Source organism: Roseiconus lacunae (assembly GCF_008312935.1).
GTDB classification, from domain to species: Bacteria; Planctomycetota; Planctomycetia; order Pirellulales; family Pirellulaceae; genus Stieleria; species Stieleria lacunae.
On sequence record NZ_VSZO01000022.1, the window covers coordinates 38,625 to 52,087 of the forward strand.

The window sequence follows — 13,463 nt, forward strand, 5'->3', positions numbered from 1 at the left end:
GACAAACTGCAGTGGCGTTGCATCGATTTCATCGCAAAGACTTCAACAGCGTTGAATCACCCACCTTTGGAAGTGCCCCGTGTCGCGCGAATGACTGGACAGGGCTGCCTGGCAGAGCGACAGAACCGTCGTGATGCTACGGTTTGTCCGTGAGATGACGGGCAAACTTCTTGGCTAACGACATCGCTGCAGTTTCTTCGATAGGAATGAACTTTCCCCGGAGTAGTCGCGAATTTGAGGCGTTCAGGGCAAATTCAGAACACGTTCCGAAGCGATCGGAACAAGCGTCAGGTGGTTGAGCCGCATCAACTCGGTGCCTTCGCATTCTTTCACGACGATGTCGATTGCGGTCACGTCGGCGTTCAGTTGAATTGAACCGACGTCGAAAATTCCGAATTGATCCGCCGTCGCGGTCTGCCGGACCGTGTGCTCCAGAGATTGCGGCTGTGGCGTTTGCTGCCCCGCGATGATCAAAAGCTTGCCGCCGGCATCGGTTGGCTTGCATCCGTAACCGAGTTTGACCTGGTAGCGTCCTGGTGTTTTGACTTCGACTCGAAAACGCACGCGTTCGCCGGGCTGGCTCCAGCCCTCGATCGTGTCCCAGTCGTATCCGTCGAAAATGGATTCGATGTTAGCGCCTTCGATTTCGCCCCAACTGGGACCGATTCGAATCGCTTGATCGTCAATCGGTATGGCGATTGGCCGGTACTGCTGGCCTTCGGTCACGTCGTCGAACCAGCGAACGAATTCGGTTCGCAATCGATCGACCTGATCGGGGTAGCGTTTGGCTAGATTGCTCGTTTCGCCAGGATCATCGTCGACGTTGAACAGTCTCCACTGGCTGCGAGTCGCTTTTGCACCGGTCCGAACCTGGGCGAGCAACTTCCACGTGCCGTCGGAAATCGCCCAGCGTGAATCGGGGTTGGGGTGGTACCGATCCCAAGTGTGATAGACAAACCGATGATGCTGGGTAGCTGAATTTTCGGTCAACAGTTTGACCATGCTCTTTCCATCAATCGGCCGATCACCGGGCGGTTCGACCCCGGCGAGTTCACAAAAAGTCGGCAACCAATCCACGTGCGAGGTCAGCGCGTCGACGGCACGACCGGCATGGATCTTTCCGGGCCAACGAACAAAACATGGCGGCCGCACACCACCTTCGTAAACACTCGCCTTGTTACCGTTCAAGCCTGCTTTGAAGTGCTTGCTAACACCACCGTTGTCGCTGGTAAAGACGACGATGGTTTCGCGTTCGATCCCCTGCTGTTCGATCGATGCCAGCAGTCGGCCAAGGTTGTCGTCCACGCGTTCGATCAACGCGTAGATCCTTGCTTCCCGCATCGCCAACCCGCGCGCGAGGTACTTCGACAACAGCTTGTCGCCTTCGGGTTGCTGGTAATGAGAGGTCTCGAGCAGGAACGGGGAATGCGGCGCGTTGTACATCAAGGCACAAAAGAACGGCTGAATTCCCTGCTGCCGCGTCGCTTCGATAAAGTCGATCGCCGCGTCGGTGAAGAGATTCGTGACGTAACCTCGCGCCTCGACCGGTGTGCCGTTGTGATAAACCTGATCGGGAAAGTGATAGCGTTCCAGGTGACCGTGATAGTGTCCAAAGAACTCGTCGAAACCTCGATTTTGTGGCTGGTAGTCGGGGTATTTACCGAGATGCCATTTCCCGAACAGCCCCGTTCGATAGCCCGCCTGTTGCAACAATTGAGGCAGCGTGATTTCACCTAAGCCCATCGAATCGCCGCCGAGCCGTGTGTTGTACAAACCGGTTCGCAAGTAGTAGCGTCCGGTCATGATGCCGGCTCGCGTGGGTGCACACACCGGCGCCGCATAATACCGCCGGAGCTGCGTTCCTTGTTTGGCAAGGCGATCGATGTGCACGGTATCGATGTCCGCATTTCCGGTCGCGCCGGTGTCCCAATAGCCCTGGTCATCGGTCATGATGAAAACAATATTCGGACGCGGGTTCTCGGTCGATGTTTCCGCGACAAGTGTTCCGGCCATCAACATCAAGACGATCTGAGCGGCGGTTGACCTCGCAATCGACGACTGAATTAAAACGTTGTTCAGGTGAAACATGATGGAGGCCAAACGAGAGACGGGATTCCGGCGATGATCGTTGCGAAGCCGACAGCGAACCATCGACTCGGGGGCGCGCCGGTAACTCACGTTCGCCGGACGGTGCCCCTATCCTAAGCAGTAGGATCCATTGGTTGGGTGAAGAACGATCTGGTTCAGGAGATATCGACATGCGCGTCGCCGTGTTTAGCACTAAAAGTTACGACAAAGAATTCCTCGAATCCGCTAACGAGGGACGCCACGAGCTGACGTTTTTGGAGACCCGATTGACCGGCGAAACCGCGGCGTTGGCGAGTGGTCATGATGCCGTGTGTCTGTTCGTCAACGACGAAGCCTCGGGCGAAAACCTTCAAATCCTTGCTGATCTCGGCGTGCGATTGATCACGTTGCGTAGCGCGGGCTTTAACCACGTCGACCTGGAAAAAGCGGACGAACGAAACCTGACCGTTGCGAGGGTTCCTGCCTATTCGCCGCATGCGGTCGCCGAACACACCGTCGCTCTCATGTTGACGCTCAATCGCAAAATTCACCGGGCACACAACCGCGTCCGTGAAGCCAACTTTTCTCTCGAAGGTTTGCTGGGTTTTGACATGCGTGGTCGCACCGTCGGCGTGGTGGGCACCGGCGTGATCGGTCAAGCAACAATCAAGATTTTGCAAGGATTCGGCTGTCACGTCATCGCTTATGATCCGTTCCCCAGCGATGACGCCGATTTTCAATACGTTGATCTGCCAACGCTGTTCTCATCCAGTGACATCATCACGCTCCACTGCCCGCTCACCCCGGAAACGTTTCACCTGATCGACGCTGAAAGCATCGCCCAAATGCAACGAGGCGTGATGCTGATCAACACAAGCCGTGGGGCGTTGGTGGAAACGCAAGCCGTCATTGACGGACTGAAACGTGGGGACATCGGTTACCTAGGTCTGGACGTCTATGAAGAGGAAGCCGACCTATTCTTCGAAAACCTTTCGGGCGACATCATCCAAGACGACCAGTTCATGCGGCTAACGACGTTCCCCAACGTTGTCATCACCGGCCACCAAGCGTTCTTTACCGAAGAAGCGCTCAGCGCAATCGCGAAAACGACGCTCAACAATGTCAGCGATTTTGAAACCGGCGAAATCCCGGAAAAGAACATCGTCTCGGTCAATCAATACCGTCGCTAGCCCTTCGCAACATCGGTCGACCTACCCGATCGGAGAATTACTTGACGAGCGGGCTAGAAGCCGATACCTTGATGATATTGATTCTCAATACCACAAACATTTGAACACTGCCAGGAGATCGCGGCGGCACCGGGCCCCCCCGCACCGTGGTCAGCCATCATGCCCGACAGAAGGCGTGATCCGGCGAGGTTCGAAGATGGTTTGTCGCCGAAATATCGGTCATGCCGTCACCGCCCAAATAGCACCAGAACAGTCGCCCCCCAACCCCGGAGGCATCGCGATGTCACACATCGATTTGGTTTGGCTGCACGCCCTCGTGATCGGTGTTCCCGCCATAGCGACAACGATCCTGGTACCGATCACCCGACACGTTCGACGCCGGACGCTCTGGCGACACAACTCACGTTCCGTCTGAACCGCTATCTCCGATTCCTTATGCACCGTCACTATCCGCAGCGGGATCTTCAATCCGCCGCAGCCGAGTACTCGGTCGGTTGCTACAGCCGAACGATACAACTTTGCCAGTACGTGTTGGCCCGCGACGACGAGAGCTTTGAAGCGTTAGTCTTGTTAGGACTGTCGCTACTAGCAGTTAACGCGACAGAAGAAGGCATCTCCTCGCTCGAAGAAGCCGCGTTGATCCGACCGCTGGACACGCCGACCCAAATCGAATTGGCGATCGGATATGGCGCGAACGGGCGGTCAGCCCTTTCGCGGGACTTGTTGATGGGCATCGCGACCGGACATGCCGAGACATCTGACCAGATGTTGCGGATCGCGGTTGGGTTCGAGGCCCTCGACCAACCTCGACTGGCGATGGAGGCGTGCCGGAATGCCGGGGCACTGAATCCCGAGTCGGCTGAAGTTCATTTTCGGATGAGCTATTACGCGCGACAATGTGGGCATGCTGCCAGCACGATTGAAGCGTTGTTGCGACGAGCAATCGACTTGGAACCACGCAACGTTCACTATCGGGTTGGGTTAGCATCCCTACTGATTCGACTTGGCCAACCGAATAGCGCGCTGACAATCCTGCGATCGGTGGTTCCTGCGGAACTCGATCGAGTGACTTGCACGAGTTGCTTAAAAAGGATTGCCAATCTGTACTTTGATTTCGGTGAGGTGGCGATCGCCAAACGCTGTGCGGAGCGTCTTCAAGCCCTCGTGTCAGCTGCGAATCCATCATCGCAAATGAGCAACGAAGGTCACTCGGTATTGTTTTTCAACTGAGACACCATGTCTTATGGTGAGGTAACTGTCAAAGCGATCGTCTGGCGAGTCGTCTAGCCTGGTGTTTTGAAAACCAGGGCAGGCGGTTGGGAAACGATTGGAGTAAACTTTGTCCCTGGCATTAGCCAACGAGTCAAAGCTCCCCACACTTCCCGCGATAGCTACCCCCCAGCATGTTGATGATTCGCCGAATACTATTGCTCGCCCTTCCGCTGCTAACCGCCGTGGTTGGGTCCGCCGATGAACCTCGTTACTCCATTCTATTTAACGGCAAAGACCTATCAAACTGGAAAGGAGACTCTGAGTTGTGGTCTGTCGAAAGCGGCGTGATCGTCGGGCAGACCACTGATGACGCGCCGATTCCGGCCAACACATTCTTGATCTGGCAAGGTGGCGAGGTCGGGGATTTCGAACTGAAGTGTCTCGTCCGATTCGAAGGCAACAATTCTGGTGTTCAGTACCGAAGCGAACTCGTCGCCCCCGGTTCACTGGCCCTGAGAGGTTACCAAGCCGACTTACACCCTCGGCTTGACTACATGGGCATGATGTACGGCGAAAAAACAGGCCGTGGGATCATCGCCCAAGGTGGCAACCGCATCGTGATCGGCGGCGATGAAACAAAATCTGCCAGTGCACTTTCGCCGCTCAAAAACGTGGACACCGCCGCTTGGAATGAGCTGCGGATCGTCGCGGTCGGGAACCGCATGATTCATCAGATCAACGGCGTCACCACCGTGGATGTGACGGACAATCATCCCGACGCCAGACAAAAAGGCTTGCTCGGATTACAACTGCACCGCGGCCCGGCCATGAAGGTTGAATTCCGCAGCCTGCTGTACCGTCCGCTGGATCAGGCCGAAGGGCAATCGCTGATCGATACAGTCGTGAAAGCAACCGATTCGACAATCAATCAGTCGGGTGACGATGCGGAAACGGCCTCCGAGCCGTCGGTCTGGCTAAAGAAAAATCCTAAACCCAATTGGATCTGGGCGGCCCGTCCCAAAGACGGTCATAAAGTTGCGTTTCGAAAGTCATTCGCCATCGAAGGATCGATCGAGAAAGCTGACTTGTATGTGTCTTGTGACAACAAGATGCAGCTTTGGATCAACGGCAAACGTATCGCGTCGAGCGATAACTGGGAGCGTCCGTTGTTTCGGTCGGTAAAGGACGCGCTACGCGGAGGGCAAAACACGATCGCGATCGAAGGCGAAAACGCCGGAGGCATTGCGGCGCTGGTCGCCAGCTTGCGAGTCCAAACCACCTCCGATGTCTCCTTCATCGACACCGACGCGAGTTGGAAAATTAGCGAAAGCCCAGCGAAAGACTGGCACCAGGAATCCTTTGATGATTCACAATGGATTGTCGCAAACTCGGTCGGCGAACTCGGGCGAGAGCCTTGGGGCCTGCCCGGCGTGGCGGGTGGTTCGTCGGGTTCGCGACTGATCGATCCGAACGGCATCTTCGCCCCACCGGGGTTTGTCGTCGAACAGGTTTACCAAGTCCCTCGCGATCAAGGCAGTTGGGTCTCGCTTGCGACCGATCCGCAAGGCCGCTTATATGCGTGCGATCAAGGCGGGCAAGGGCTGTTTCGCTTGACGCTACGTGACGGCCAAACACCGCTGGTCGAATCGATTTCCGACGGACCGATTGCAGATTTATCCGGCGCCCAAGGCTTGCACTGGGCATTCGACAGTTTGTGGTTTCATCGAAACGGCGGACACTTGTATCGGCTAAGTGACACCGATGGCGACGGAAAACTGGATGCTTCCGAGCAATACCCCGGCGGCACCGGCGGTGGCGAGCATGGAAACCATGCGATTCTGACGACCCCGGACGGAAAGTCATTGTTTGTCGTCGGTGGAAATCATGCGCCGATCGCCGAAGGCAGTGAAAGTCGGGTGCCGACTTGGTATGAAGGCCTGTTGTTGCCGCGCATGTGGGATTCCGGCGGACATGCCCGTGGCTTGAAAGCCCCCGGGGGCTGGGTCACACGACTGGACATCGACAAAAAAACTCAAACGATTCAGACGATTGGGTTTCGAAACGAATACGACATCGCGCTCAATCGTCACGACGACCTGTTCACATTTGATGCCGACATGGAATGGGACTTGGGGTTGCCATGGTATCGTCCGACGCGGATTTGCCTGGTTGCCAGCGGTGCGGACTATGGCTGGCGAAGTGGTTCGGGCAAGTGGCCGGCCTACTATGAAGATTCTTTACCGTCGGTCGTTGACATCGGTCCCGGTTCGCCGACGGGCGTGGTTTCGGGCCTGAGCACCGCGTTTCCGACTCAGTACCGTGACGCAATCTTCGCTGCCGACTGGACCTTTGGCACGATGTACGCGATCCACTTGAAACCTCACGGCGCCGGCTACACCGCCGAGGCGGAACCGTTTGTCTTTGGCAATCCGCTTCCTTTGACCGACGTCACGATTGGCGGCGATGGAGCGATGTATTTCGCGATCGGCGGACGCGGCACCGACTCGGGTGTCTACCGCGTGCGGTATGTCGGCGATCAATCGACCGCGCCGCCCAGCCAAGTCGATCCTTCATCACAACAAGCTCGTGCATTGCGGTCTCAACTGGAAGCGTTTCACGGTCAGGAAAACAAGGCTGCGATCGAAGCCGCATGGCCGCACCTCTCTAGCAAGGATCGTTTCCTTCGACACGCCGCCCGTGTCGCCATCGAATGCCAACCGACCGAGCAGTGGGCCAGTCGAGTTGCAGGTGAATCCAATCGGCAGGCTCGCATTACCGCCACCGTCGCACTTGCCCGTGTCGGAACGGACGCTCACCGCGAAGAAGCGATCGCCGGCTTGCTCGACTTACAGCCGAAGTCGCTTGACGAAGGTGAAACGTTGGGATTGCTGCGGGCTTATTCGTTGATCTTTCAACTGCTCGGTCAACCGAACGAAGCAGAATCCGCCGCCGTGGTCGCACAAATCGATCCGCTGCTTCCCGCCGACAGCGACGACGTGAACACCGAACTGATTCGTGTATTGACTTACTTGCGCAGCGAAAGTGTTGTGCCCAAGGCGATGAAGTTGATCGTCAACCGTCGTCCTACCGAACCGCCGGCGTGGGCAGAGCTCGCCACACGGAACGCTCGTTATGGCGGCCCGATCAATCGCCTGATCGAAAATACCCCACCGATGGCCGAGATCGGCTTCGCGTTTCAATTACGGCAGATGCGAAACGGTTGGACGCTGGATCTTCGCCGGCAGTATTTCACGTTTTTAAACGAAGCGGCGAAAGCATCCGGCGGCGCTAGCTATACCGGCTACCTCACCCGACTACGCGACGAAGCGTTGGCCACATGCAGTGACCAGGAACGACAAGCCCTGGGTGATATCACCGGCGAAAATTTTGATCCCAAGCCCGACTTCCCGATCACCGAACCGGAAGGTCCCGGACAAAAGTGGACCGTCGACGCGGCACTGGCGACACTGCGTGGTGCCAAGAACTTTGAACGTGGTCGGTCATTGTACTTCAGCGCAAAGTGCGCTTCATGCCACCGTTTACGTGGACTCGGTGGTGCCATCGGTCCAGACCTGACCAGCATTCCGAACAAGTTCGACGAGCGTTATCTGGTCGAAGCGATCGTGCATCCGAGCAAACATATTTCGGATCAATACGGATCGTCACGCGTGCTGACAGACGAAGGCAACGTTTACACCGGTCTGGTGATCGAACAAGACAACGGTGACCTTTTGGTCTATCCGATCGAACCGGATGCCAAACCGATCGAGGTCGAAGCCGACACCGTCGAAGTCATCGAGCCATCGAAAGTCTCTCAGATGCCCGAGGCGTTGCTCGATCGACTGAACGCCGACGAAGTCCGTGACTTGTTGACGTACTTGATGTCGGCGGGTAACAAGAATGATCGCCGTTACCGATAGCGTTGGCGTTCTTTGGCACTGACATGGATGCCAAACTGTTGCTCGTAGCGGGCCGTCTCGTTGACGAAATCGATTTCGGTGTTTTGATTATCAAACCGAAATCGATCCACGGGCGGCGGATCGACCGGGCGAATGTTATACAGTTCCAATAGCGACACCATCGTTGACCGTGTCGTTTCTCCTTTGAGGGCCGGTTCGTCATCTTCATCGATCGGACGCTCGCCAAGGTGTTCGATACGGACCGGCAATCCCTTACCAAAATTCGTTTCAGGATCATCATGCTGCGCGATCGCGATGTTGATCCTTGTCGGATAAGTTTCCGGCCACGGCTGTTCGCCCAGCATGGTACGTACGATGTCGCGTCGACTTTGTTTCAGCGTGCCGATGACCACGACCAGCGGGCGCTCATTGAGCTGACTGGTGCCGAGGCTGAGGTCATATTGACCGCGCAGGCTATCGAGCATCTCGCCCAAACCACCGACCTTCATACTCGGCTTGATCGGCGAGTTGCGTTGCAGTGCCCGCGCGCCTTCGTTTAACCAACCGACGTCGACTCGACTTAAAGACACCTCTTCTGCGATCTGGCTACGCGTCCATGTCAGACGGCCATCGCTGATTTGCAGCATCGAATGTTTACCGTATCCGTCGTGAAGTTGGACACGAAAGATAAACCGCCCCGTGCCGTTTCCGACTTGCAAATAGTTTCCCACGCCGGTGATCTCAAGATCGGCCGTCCGGATTCTCTGCCGGACATTGCAATCAAAAGAAGCACCGTTTCCGAGCCGGTCGAGTACCTGATCGATGACTTTTGATGCGCGTTGATGTTGAAGCTGTGGGTCGACTTTTTCGGCTTCGTTGACCGGTTCCGCCGTTTGAACGTCAACGGGCGACATCGCAAATTTGTTGTCAAGCGAGATTTGTTGCGCGATCGCGGAAGCCGAAAAGGGCATCATCGCGATCACCGCGGCGGCCAGGATCGGACATGTGAAACTTGGCGGTTTCGTTCGCGTTGGTCCAAGCATCGATTGACGTTCGGTGGAGAAACGATCGGCAAAAACCGAATCGGCGGGCTCGTTGAGGAAGCATCGGGGACGTCGACCGGTCCGTTCATTTTCGCGGAGTTTCACGCGGCAATCACCAGAAGACGAGGACTTGAAAGTCGCACCGAGGGCCGGTTTCCGATCATGGCGATCAATCTTCATGGGCCGGTTGTGGCGAATTTTCCAAAGAATCAGGTCGCAACGTGCCGATTGACCAATCACGTGGCCAATTTCGGCACTGTGTCGGGTCGGATCGTAAAGGCGATCTGCCTGGCACGTCCAGTCGGAATTGGGTCCGAAAGAACAGCTTTGATATTTCAGCCCAGGCGGGAATAGCCCCGCGAGCCGCAGACGAGCGCGGTACTACCCAAGGAATGGGGGAAAAGATGAAACGATTCGTCACTCACTTGTCGCTGGTCGCGGCTGGTGCGATGGTCGCGACCGGATGCGTACCGACTCGCCACAATTTGCCGCCGGCTCAGCAAATGATGGAACCTGGACCTGGCGTTGGTGGCCCCGGCCCCGGCGTCCTGACTCCACCTCCCTATGCCATGGGAGCTGCTGGACCAGGTGCGATGCCCTTGGCACAGAACGACGGCTCCGGCAATGTCCCCGGTGACATGACCGGGGAAGGTTCGGAGATCGCCCAGGTCGGCTACCTTGCCGGATGCCAGGGATGCAATACCGGCAGCGGCATCCCAGCCGGCGGCGGTATCCTTGATGGCGGCATGCAAATGGCGCCAATGATGCAGCCTGTTCAGGTGACCTTTGGTCGCCCCGAAGGCATGCAGATTCGCTACGACCAAAGCGGCGGCGGAATGTTTGACAGCGAGCCATTGATTGCACCGGCTCGCCAGAACTTTCCCCAAGGCGGCTTGTTCCGAATCAAGCTGACCAACATTCCTGGTCGCGAAGGCGTCGAGCTTTACCCGACCATTGAACTGGCATTTTCGAATCCACGAACCGGGGCTTACCTGGCTCACAATTCGATCCCAATTCAGTTTGACGAAGAAGATTTCGATCAAGTGCTGACGGGTAACTTCGTCACGAAGGTGCTGTACCTGCCCGATCCCGATTTCCAAGGCCCCGCCTTGGCCGGTATCGATACCTTGGTCAGCACACGGCTTGATCCGGGCATCGACCCGATCGTCGAAGCCGACCGTCGTGGTTCGATCCTCGCGATCGTCCGCTTGGGTGACAAAGACATCGAAATGGCTGGAGCCGGTGGTATGACCGGCATGGCCCCGCCGATCGCTGGCTTGCCGGCGCCGTTCGCCCCGGCCTTGACCGACGGTTGCGGCCCCAACGGCGGAGTCTGCTCGACAACTCCGCCGCAATTGCCCGGTATGATCTCCGGTGTCAACGCACCTCAGTATGGCATGCCGATCAGTGGCACTCCGATCGGATTGCCCGGTCCGCCACACATCCCATTGGGATCGCCCGCGGGACTGAAGAAGCACGTGATGCGTAACCGCACCCCGATGCATCTGCCGCAACCGGTCGACAAGGTCAAGATGACCGTCCGTCACCAGCCCGGCTACAGCTATCCGAACCCGGTTAGCCGAGTCCGAGTCACCGAGCAAAACATCCATCCGGGTGTTCCGAATCATCCCGGCCTGATGCAACGAGCCAGTCAATCGGTTGATCCCGATTGCCAACCGTAGGCTCACGCGGGCTGAGTTGAGACTCAAAGCAACGTAGGCACGGACGACGTCGGCATCTGCTCCTCATCAGATGACCGGCGTCGTTTCATGTAGCAGCAACATAGACGAGCTAGTCGATCAATCTTTGCGAGACAATGAAACACTTCTTCTTCAACAAACGCTGGGAACACGCCGTCACGAGTTTCCGACTGTTGGCTGTTTCGTCCTGTCTAGCCCTGGTAGCCATGATGATGGCCTCGACGAGTGACGTGCTCGCCGCCGATCCATTGCCGATCAACAATGGTCACCCGCTGTATCACCGCATGCTGCCCCCGGGGGCGATCTGGGCCAGTCCCCATGCGACGCAAATGCAACAGTCGACCTTTCAACCGGTCGCCTTTTCCGGACCTGAAGGCACGAAGTTTTCGCTGCCCCTGGGCGCCGGCTTCGCCGAAGAAGAATCCGAATTGATGGCTGGCCTGATGGTCGGAGCCGTCTACCGGTTCCGTATAACGAACATCCCACAATCGGTCGGCGTCGAACTTTATCCGACCGTTGAATTGATCGGAAAGCTGAACCCGCCTCCGGGGAAAGAAACTCTGTTTCCGATCCCCATCAACCTCAGCGAATCCGATCTGCTGAACGCGTTGGACGGCAACTTGGTGACTCGCGTGATCTACCTGGAAGATCCACAAACGGCCGTCCCGCTAGCCAAAGAACGACAAGACGATCGCCCCATCGATATCCCGCTCGACCAAGACGCATTGGCAACCGCCGATTCACTCGGCCGCCCAATCGCGATCGTTCGACTGGGATCCAAAAGCCCTCCGCGAGTCGCCGAACTGCAACAAGCGTTTTACTTCGGGTATCCCTCTTGGGCTCCGATCTACCAAGACACATCAGTCCAAGAAACCGTCCTCGCGCCCTGATCGGCCCACATCGATCAGACGACGCTCCCGCGCTGATCATGACGCTACGGGCTCGCCCCAGACACCATTATTTTCTCAACAGCTTCGCAACCGACCATGAAACGCATCTCCGCATTCCATCGCTGCGTGACCAAGTTTGTTGCTCCCATCGCGATCGGATTGGGGGCCATCAGCGTCGGTTGCCAAACCTCATCGCAGTCCGCGAATCTTCGCCTACCGGGCACACCGGTCGCTTCCGATTCGTTGGCCCAAGCCATGGATCAACCGGGCGGTCGAAAGCCTGTCGGGGCCCTGGCGACTGCAATCAGTCCCCCGCCGCCGCAGAGCACTAACGTCACGTCAAGCTACGTCGGTGATGAACCGATCGCCCAAGTCGGCTTTGTCGATCGATTGCACCAACGGATCGCTTGTAATGCGGCGAACGGCGGCCAAGCGTGTGGTAGTTGCCAAACATGCGTCCCGACGTACGACGCGGCCATGTTGCAGCGGCGTGGCATCGACCCTCAAGAATGGCTGTGTAATGGTGGCGACCAGCCTCCTGCCGCGGCGTTGTTAGCCAGTGATCGCGTTGCCGGCGCGGAGCCACAAGATGCGATCGTGCACTACACCACCGAGGCAGGCGACATCAAAATTGCCGCCAGCAATCCGGTGTGCTTGTACTCGCCTCGCTTCGGTGCCGTCCGGCAAGTCTACTCCGCCGTCGCCGGCGAAAAATCGATCGGACTTGGCAAAACCTACCTGCCGGTCGGACCTGGTGGTGTCGGCCTTTCACAACCAAGCCTGGCAATCAACGACGTCGACGAACTTTCACATGCCAACGTCAGCAAACGAGTCGACGCGATGCGTGACCGAAATCGCGGCGTACCGGTGGAGAACATTGTCGGCCCTGTCTTCTTCGAAGATGTCTGGCAAGTCCTAGCCGCACTCGACCGACAAGCATTAATTCAACTGAACGAATCACAAATCGCCATCCTACAACGTGGTGCCGTCGCGGCTCAGTCATGGATGATTCGCGATGCAGTCGAAGTCATGATCGAATCGATGGCCCCACCGACGCTGATCCGCGATGCCGCCGTCGAAGGGTTCGTCGAATACGACTTCCCCGATGCGGGACGTCTTCAAGTCGTCAAGGTTGCCGACCGCGATCATGCGGTTCAAGGCGAAGAAGTGAACTTTGCGATCCATCTTCGCAACGTCGGTGACTCGCCCGTTGATCATATCGAACTGGTCGATAACCTCGTCGCTCGTTTGGAGTACGTTGCCGATTCTCAGAAGAGCGATCGTCCTGCCGAGTTCTCGAAGGCACTCAACGATGTCGGGTCTGAAACACTGACCTGGACACTGCGTGACGCCCTGCCGGTGGGTGAAACCATCACGATCGAGTTCACGTGTAAGGTTCGATAGCTTGTCGGCTGTGACATCGGTTTCGTTGCCGATGGCCGGCCGTCGTCCGACCAAGTAA

General features: G+C 57.1%; 9 protein-coding genes. 7 read left to right on the plus strand and 2 right to left on the minus strand.

Annotation, left to right across the window (positions count from 1 at the left end; translation table 11 throughout):
* Positions 1-243 precede the first annotated feature (243 nt).
* Positions 244-2,088, minus strand: a complete 1,845-nt coding sequence (locus FYC48_RS21455; RefSeq protein WP_160149688.1) for an arylsulfatase — start codon at positions 2,086-2,088, stop codon at positions 244-246.
* 170 nt (positions 2,089-2,258) lie between these two features.
* On the opposite strand from FYC48_RS21455, the gene FYC48_RS21460 reads away from it, so the two are divergent.
* The 4 genes from FYC48_RS21460 to FYC48_RS21470 all read left to right on the plus strand — a co-directional run bounded on the left by FYC48_RS21460 (position 2,259) and on the right by FYC48_RS21470 (position 8,389).
* On the plus strand, positions 2,259-3,257 hold the full coding sequence (locus tag FYC48_RS21460) for a 2-hydroxyacid dehydrogenase (RefSeq protein WP_149498938.1): 999 nt from the start codon (positions 2,259-2,261) through the stop codon (positions 3,255-3,257).
* 280 nt (positions 3,258-3,537) lie between these two features.
* Complete coding sequence (locus FYC48_RS28675; protein WP_261345083.1) at positions 3,538-3,672, plus strand: hypothetical protein; 135 nt, start codon at positions 3,538-3,540, stop codon at positions 3,670-3,672.
* A 20-nt stretch (positions 3,673-3,692) separates the two neighbouring features.
* On the plus strand, positions 3,693-4,487 hold the full coding sequence (locus tag FYC48_RS21465) for a tetratricopeptide repeat protein (RefSeq protein ID WP_149498851.1): 795 nt from the start codon (positions 3,693-3,695) through the stop codon (positions 4,485-4,487).
* A 179-nt stretch (positions 4,488-4,666) separates the two neighbouring features.
* Positions 4,667-8,389 carry a family 16 glycoside hydrolase gene (locus FYC48_RS21470; protein ID WP_160149689.1) on the plus strand — a complete coding sequence of 1,241 codons (3,723 nt, stop codon included), beginning with the start codon at positions 4,667-4,669 and terminating at the stop codon, positions 8,387-8,389.
* Here the strand turns inward: FYC48_RS21470 and FYC48_RS21475 are convergent.
* On the minus strand, positions 8,380-9,411 hold the full coding sequence (locus FYC48_RS21475) for a hypothetical protein (protein WP_149498853.1): 1,032 nt from the start codon (positions 9,409-9,411) through the stop codon (positions 8,380-8,382). The two genes, FYC48_RS21470 and FYC48_RS21475, sit on opposite strands and share 10 nt — an antisense overlap.
* Before the next feature lie 404 nt (positions 9,412-9,815).
* Here FYC48_RS21475 and FYC48_RS21480 point away from each other — a divergent pair, with 404 nt between their 5' ends.
* From FYC48_RS21480 to FYC48_RS21490, 3 genes are all read left to right on the plus strand, one after another.
* Entirely contained in the window at positions 9,816-11,093 is a 1,278-nt protein-coding gene (locus FYC48_RS21480; RefSeq protein ID WP_149498854.1) for a hypothetical protein, read from the plus strand.
* A gap of 134 nt (positions 11,094-11,227) precedes the next feature.
* A complete protein-coding gene (locus tag FYC48_RS21485) occupies positions 11,228-12,001 on the plus strand; it encodes a hypothetical protein (RefSeq protein WP_230779616.1) in 774 nt (257 codons plus the stop codon).
* A 96-nt stretch (positions 12,002-12,097) separates the two neighbouring features.
* A complete protein-coding gene (locus FYC48_RS21490; RefSeq protein ID WP_149498855.1) occupies positions 12,098-13,405 on the plus strand; it encodes a DUF11 domain-containing protein in 1,308 nt (435 codons plus the stop codon).
* The last annotated feature ends 58 nt before the right edge of the window (positions 13,406-13,463 follow it).

What these genes read in the sequence shown, in the direction of transcription:
- FYC48_RS21455 (WP_160149688.1), bottom strand. Translation starts at nt 2,088, where the DNA reads ATGTTTCACCTGAACAACGTTTTAATTCAGTCGTCGATTGCGAGGTCA.
- FYC48_RS21460 (WP_149498938.1), top strand. Translation starts at nt 2,259, where the DNA reads ATGCGCGTCGCCGTGTTTAGCACTAAAAGTTACGACAAAGAATTCCTC.
- FYC48_RS28675 (WP_261345083.1), top strand. Translation starts at nt 3,538, where the DNA reads ATGTCACACATCGATTTGGTTTGGCTGCACGCCCTCGTGATCGGTGTT.
- FYC48_RS21465 (WP_149498851.1), top strand. Translation starts at nt 3,693, where the DNA reads ATGCACCGTCACTATCCGCAGCGGGATCTTCAATCCGCCGCAGCCGAG.
- FYC48_RS21470 (WP_160149689.1), top strand. Translation starts at nt 4,667, where the DNA reads ATGATTCGCCGAATACTATTGCTCGCCCTTCCGCTGCTAACCGCCGTG.
- FYC48_RS21475 (WP_149498853.1), bottom strand. Translation starts at nt 9,411, where the DNA reads ATGCTTGGACCAACGCGAACGAAACCGCCAAGTTTCACATGTCCGATC.
- FYC48_RS21480 (WP_149498854.1), top strand. Translation starts at nt 9,816, where the DNA reads ATGAAACGATTCGTCACTCACTTGTCGCTGGTCGCGGCTGGTGCGATG.
- FYC48_RS21485 (WP_230779616.1), top strand. Translation starts at nt 11,228, where the DNA reads ATGAAACACTTCTTCTTCAACAAACGCTGGGAACACGCCGTCACGAGT.
- FYC48_RS21490 (WP_149498855.1), top strand. Translation starts at nt 12,098, where the DNA reads ATGAAACGCATCTCCGCATTCCATCGCTGCGTGACCAAGTTTGTTGCT.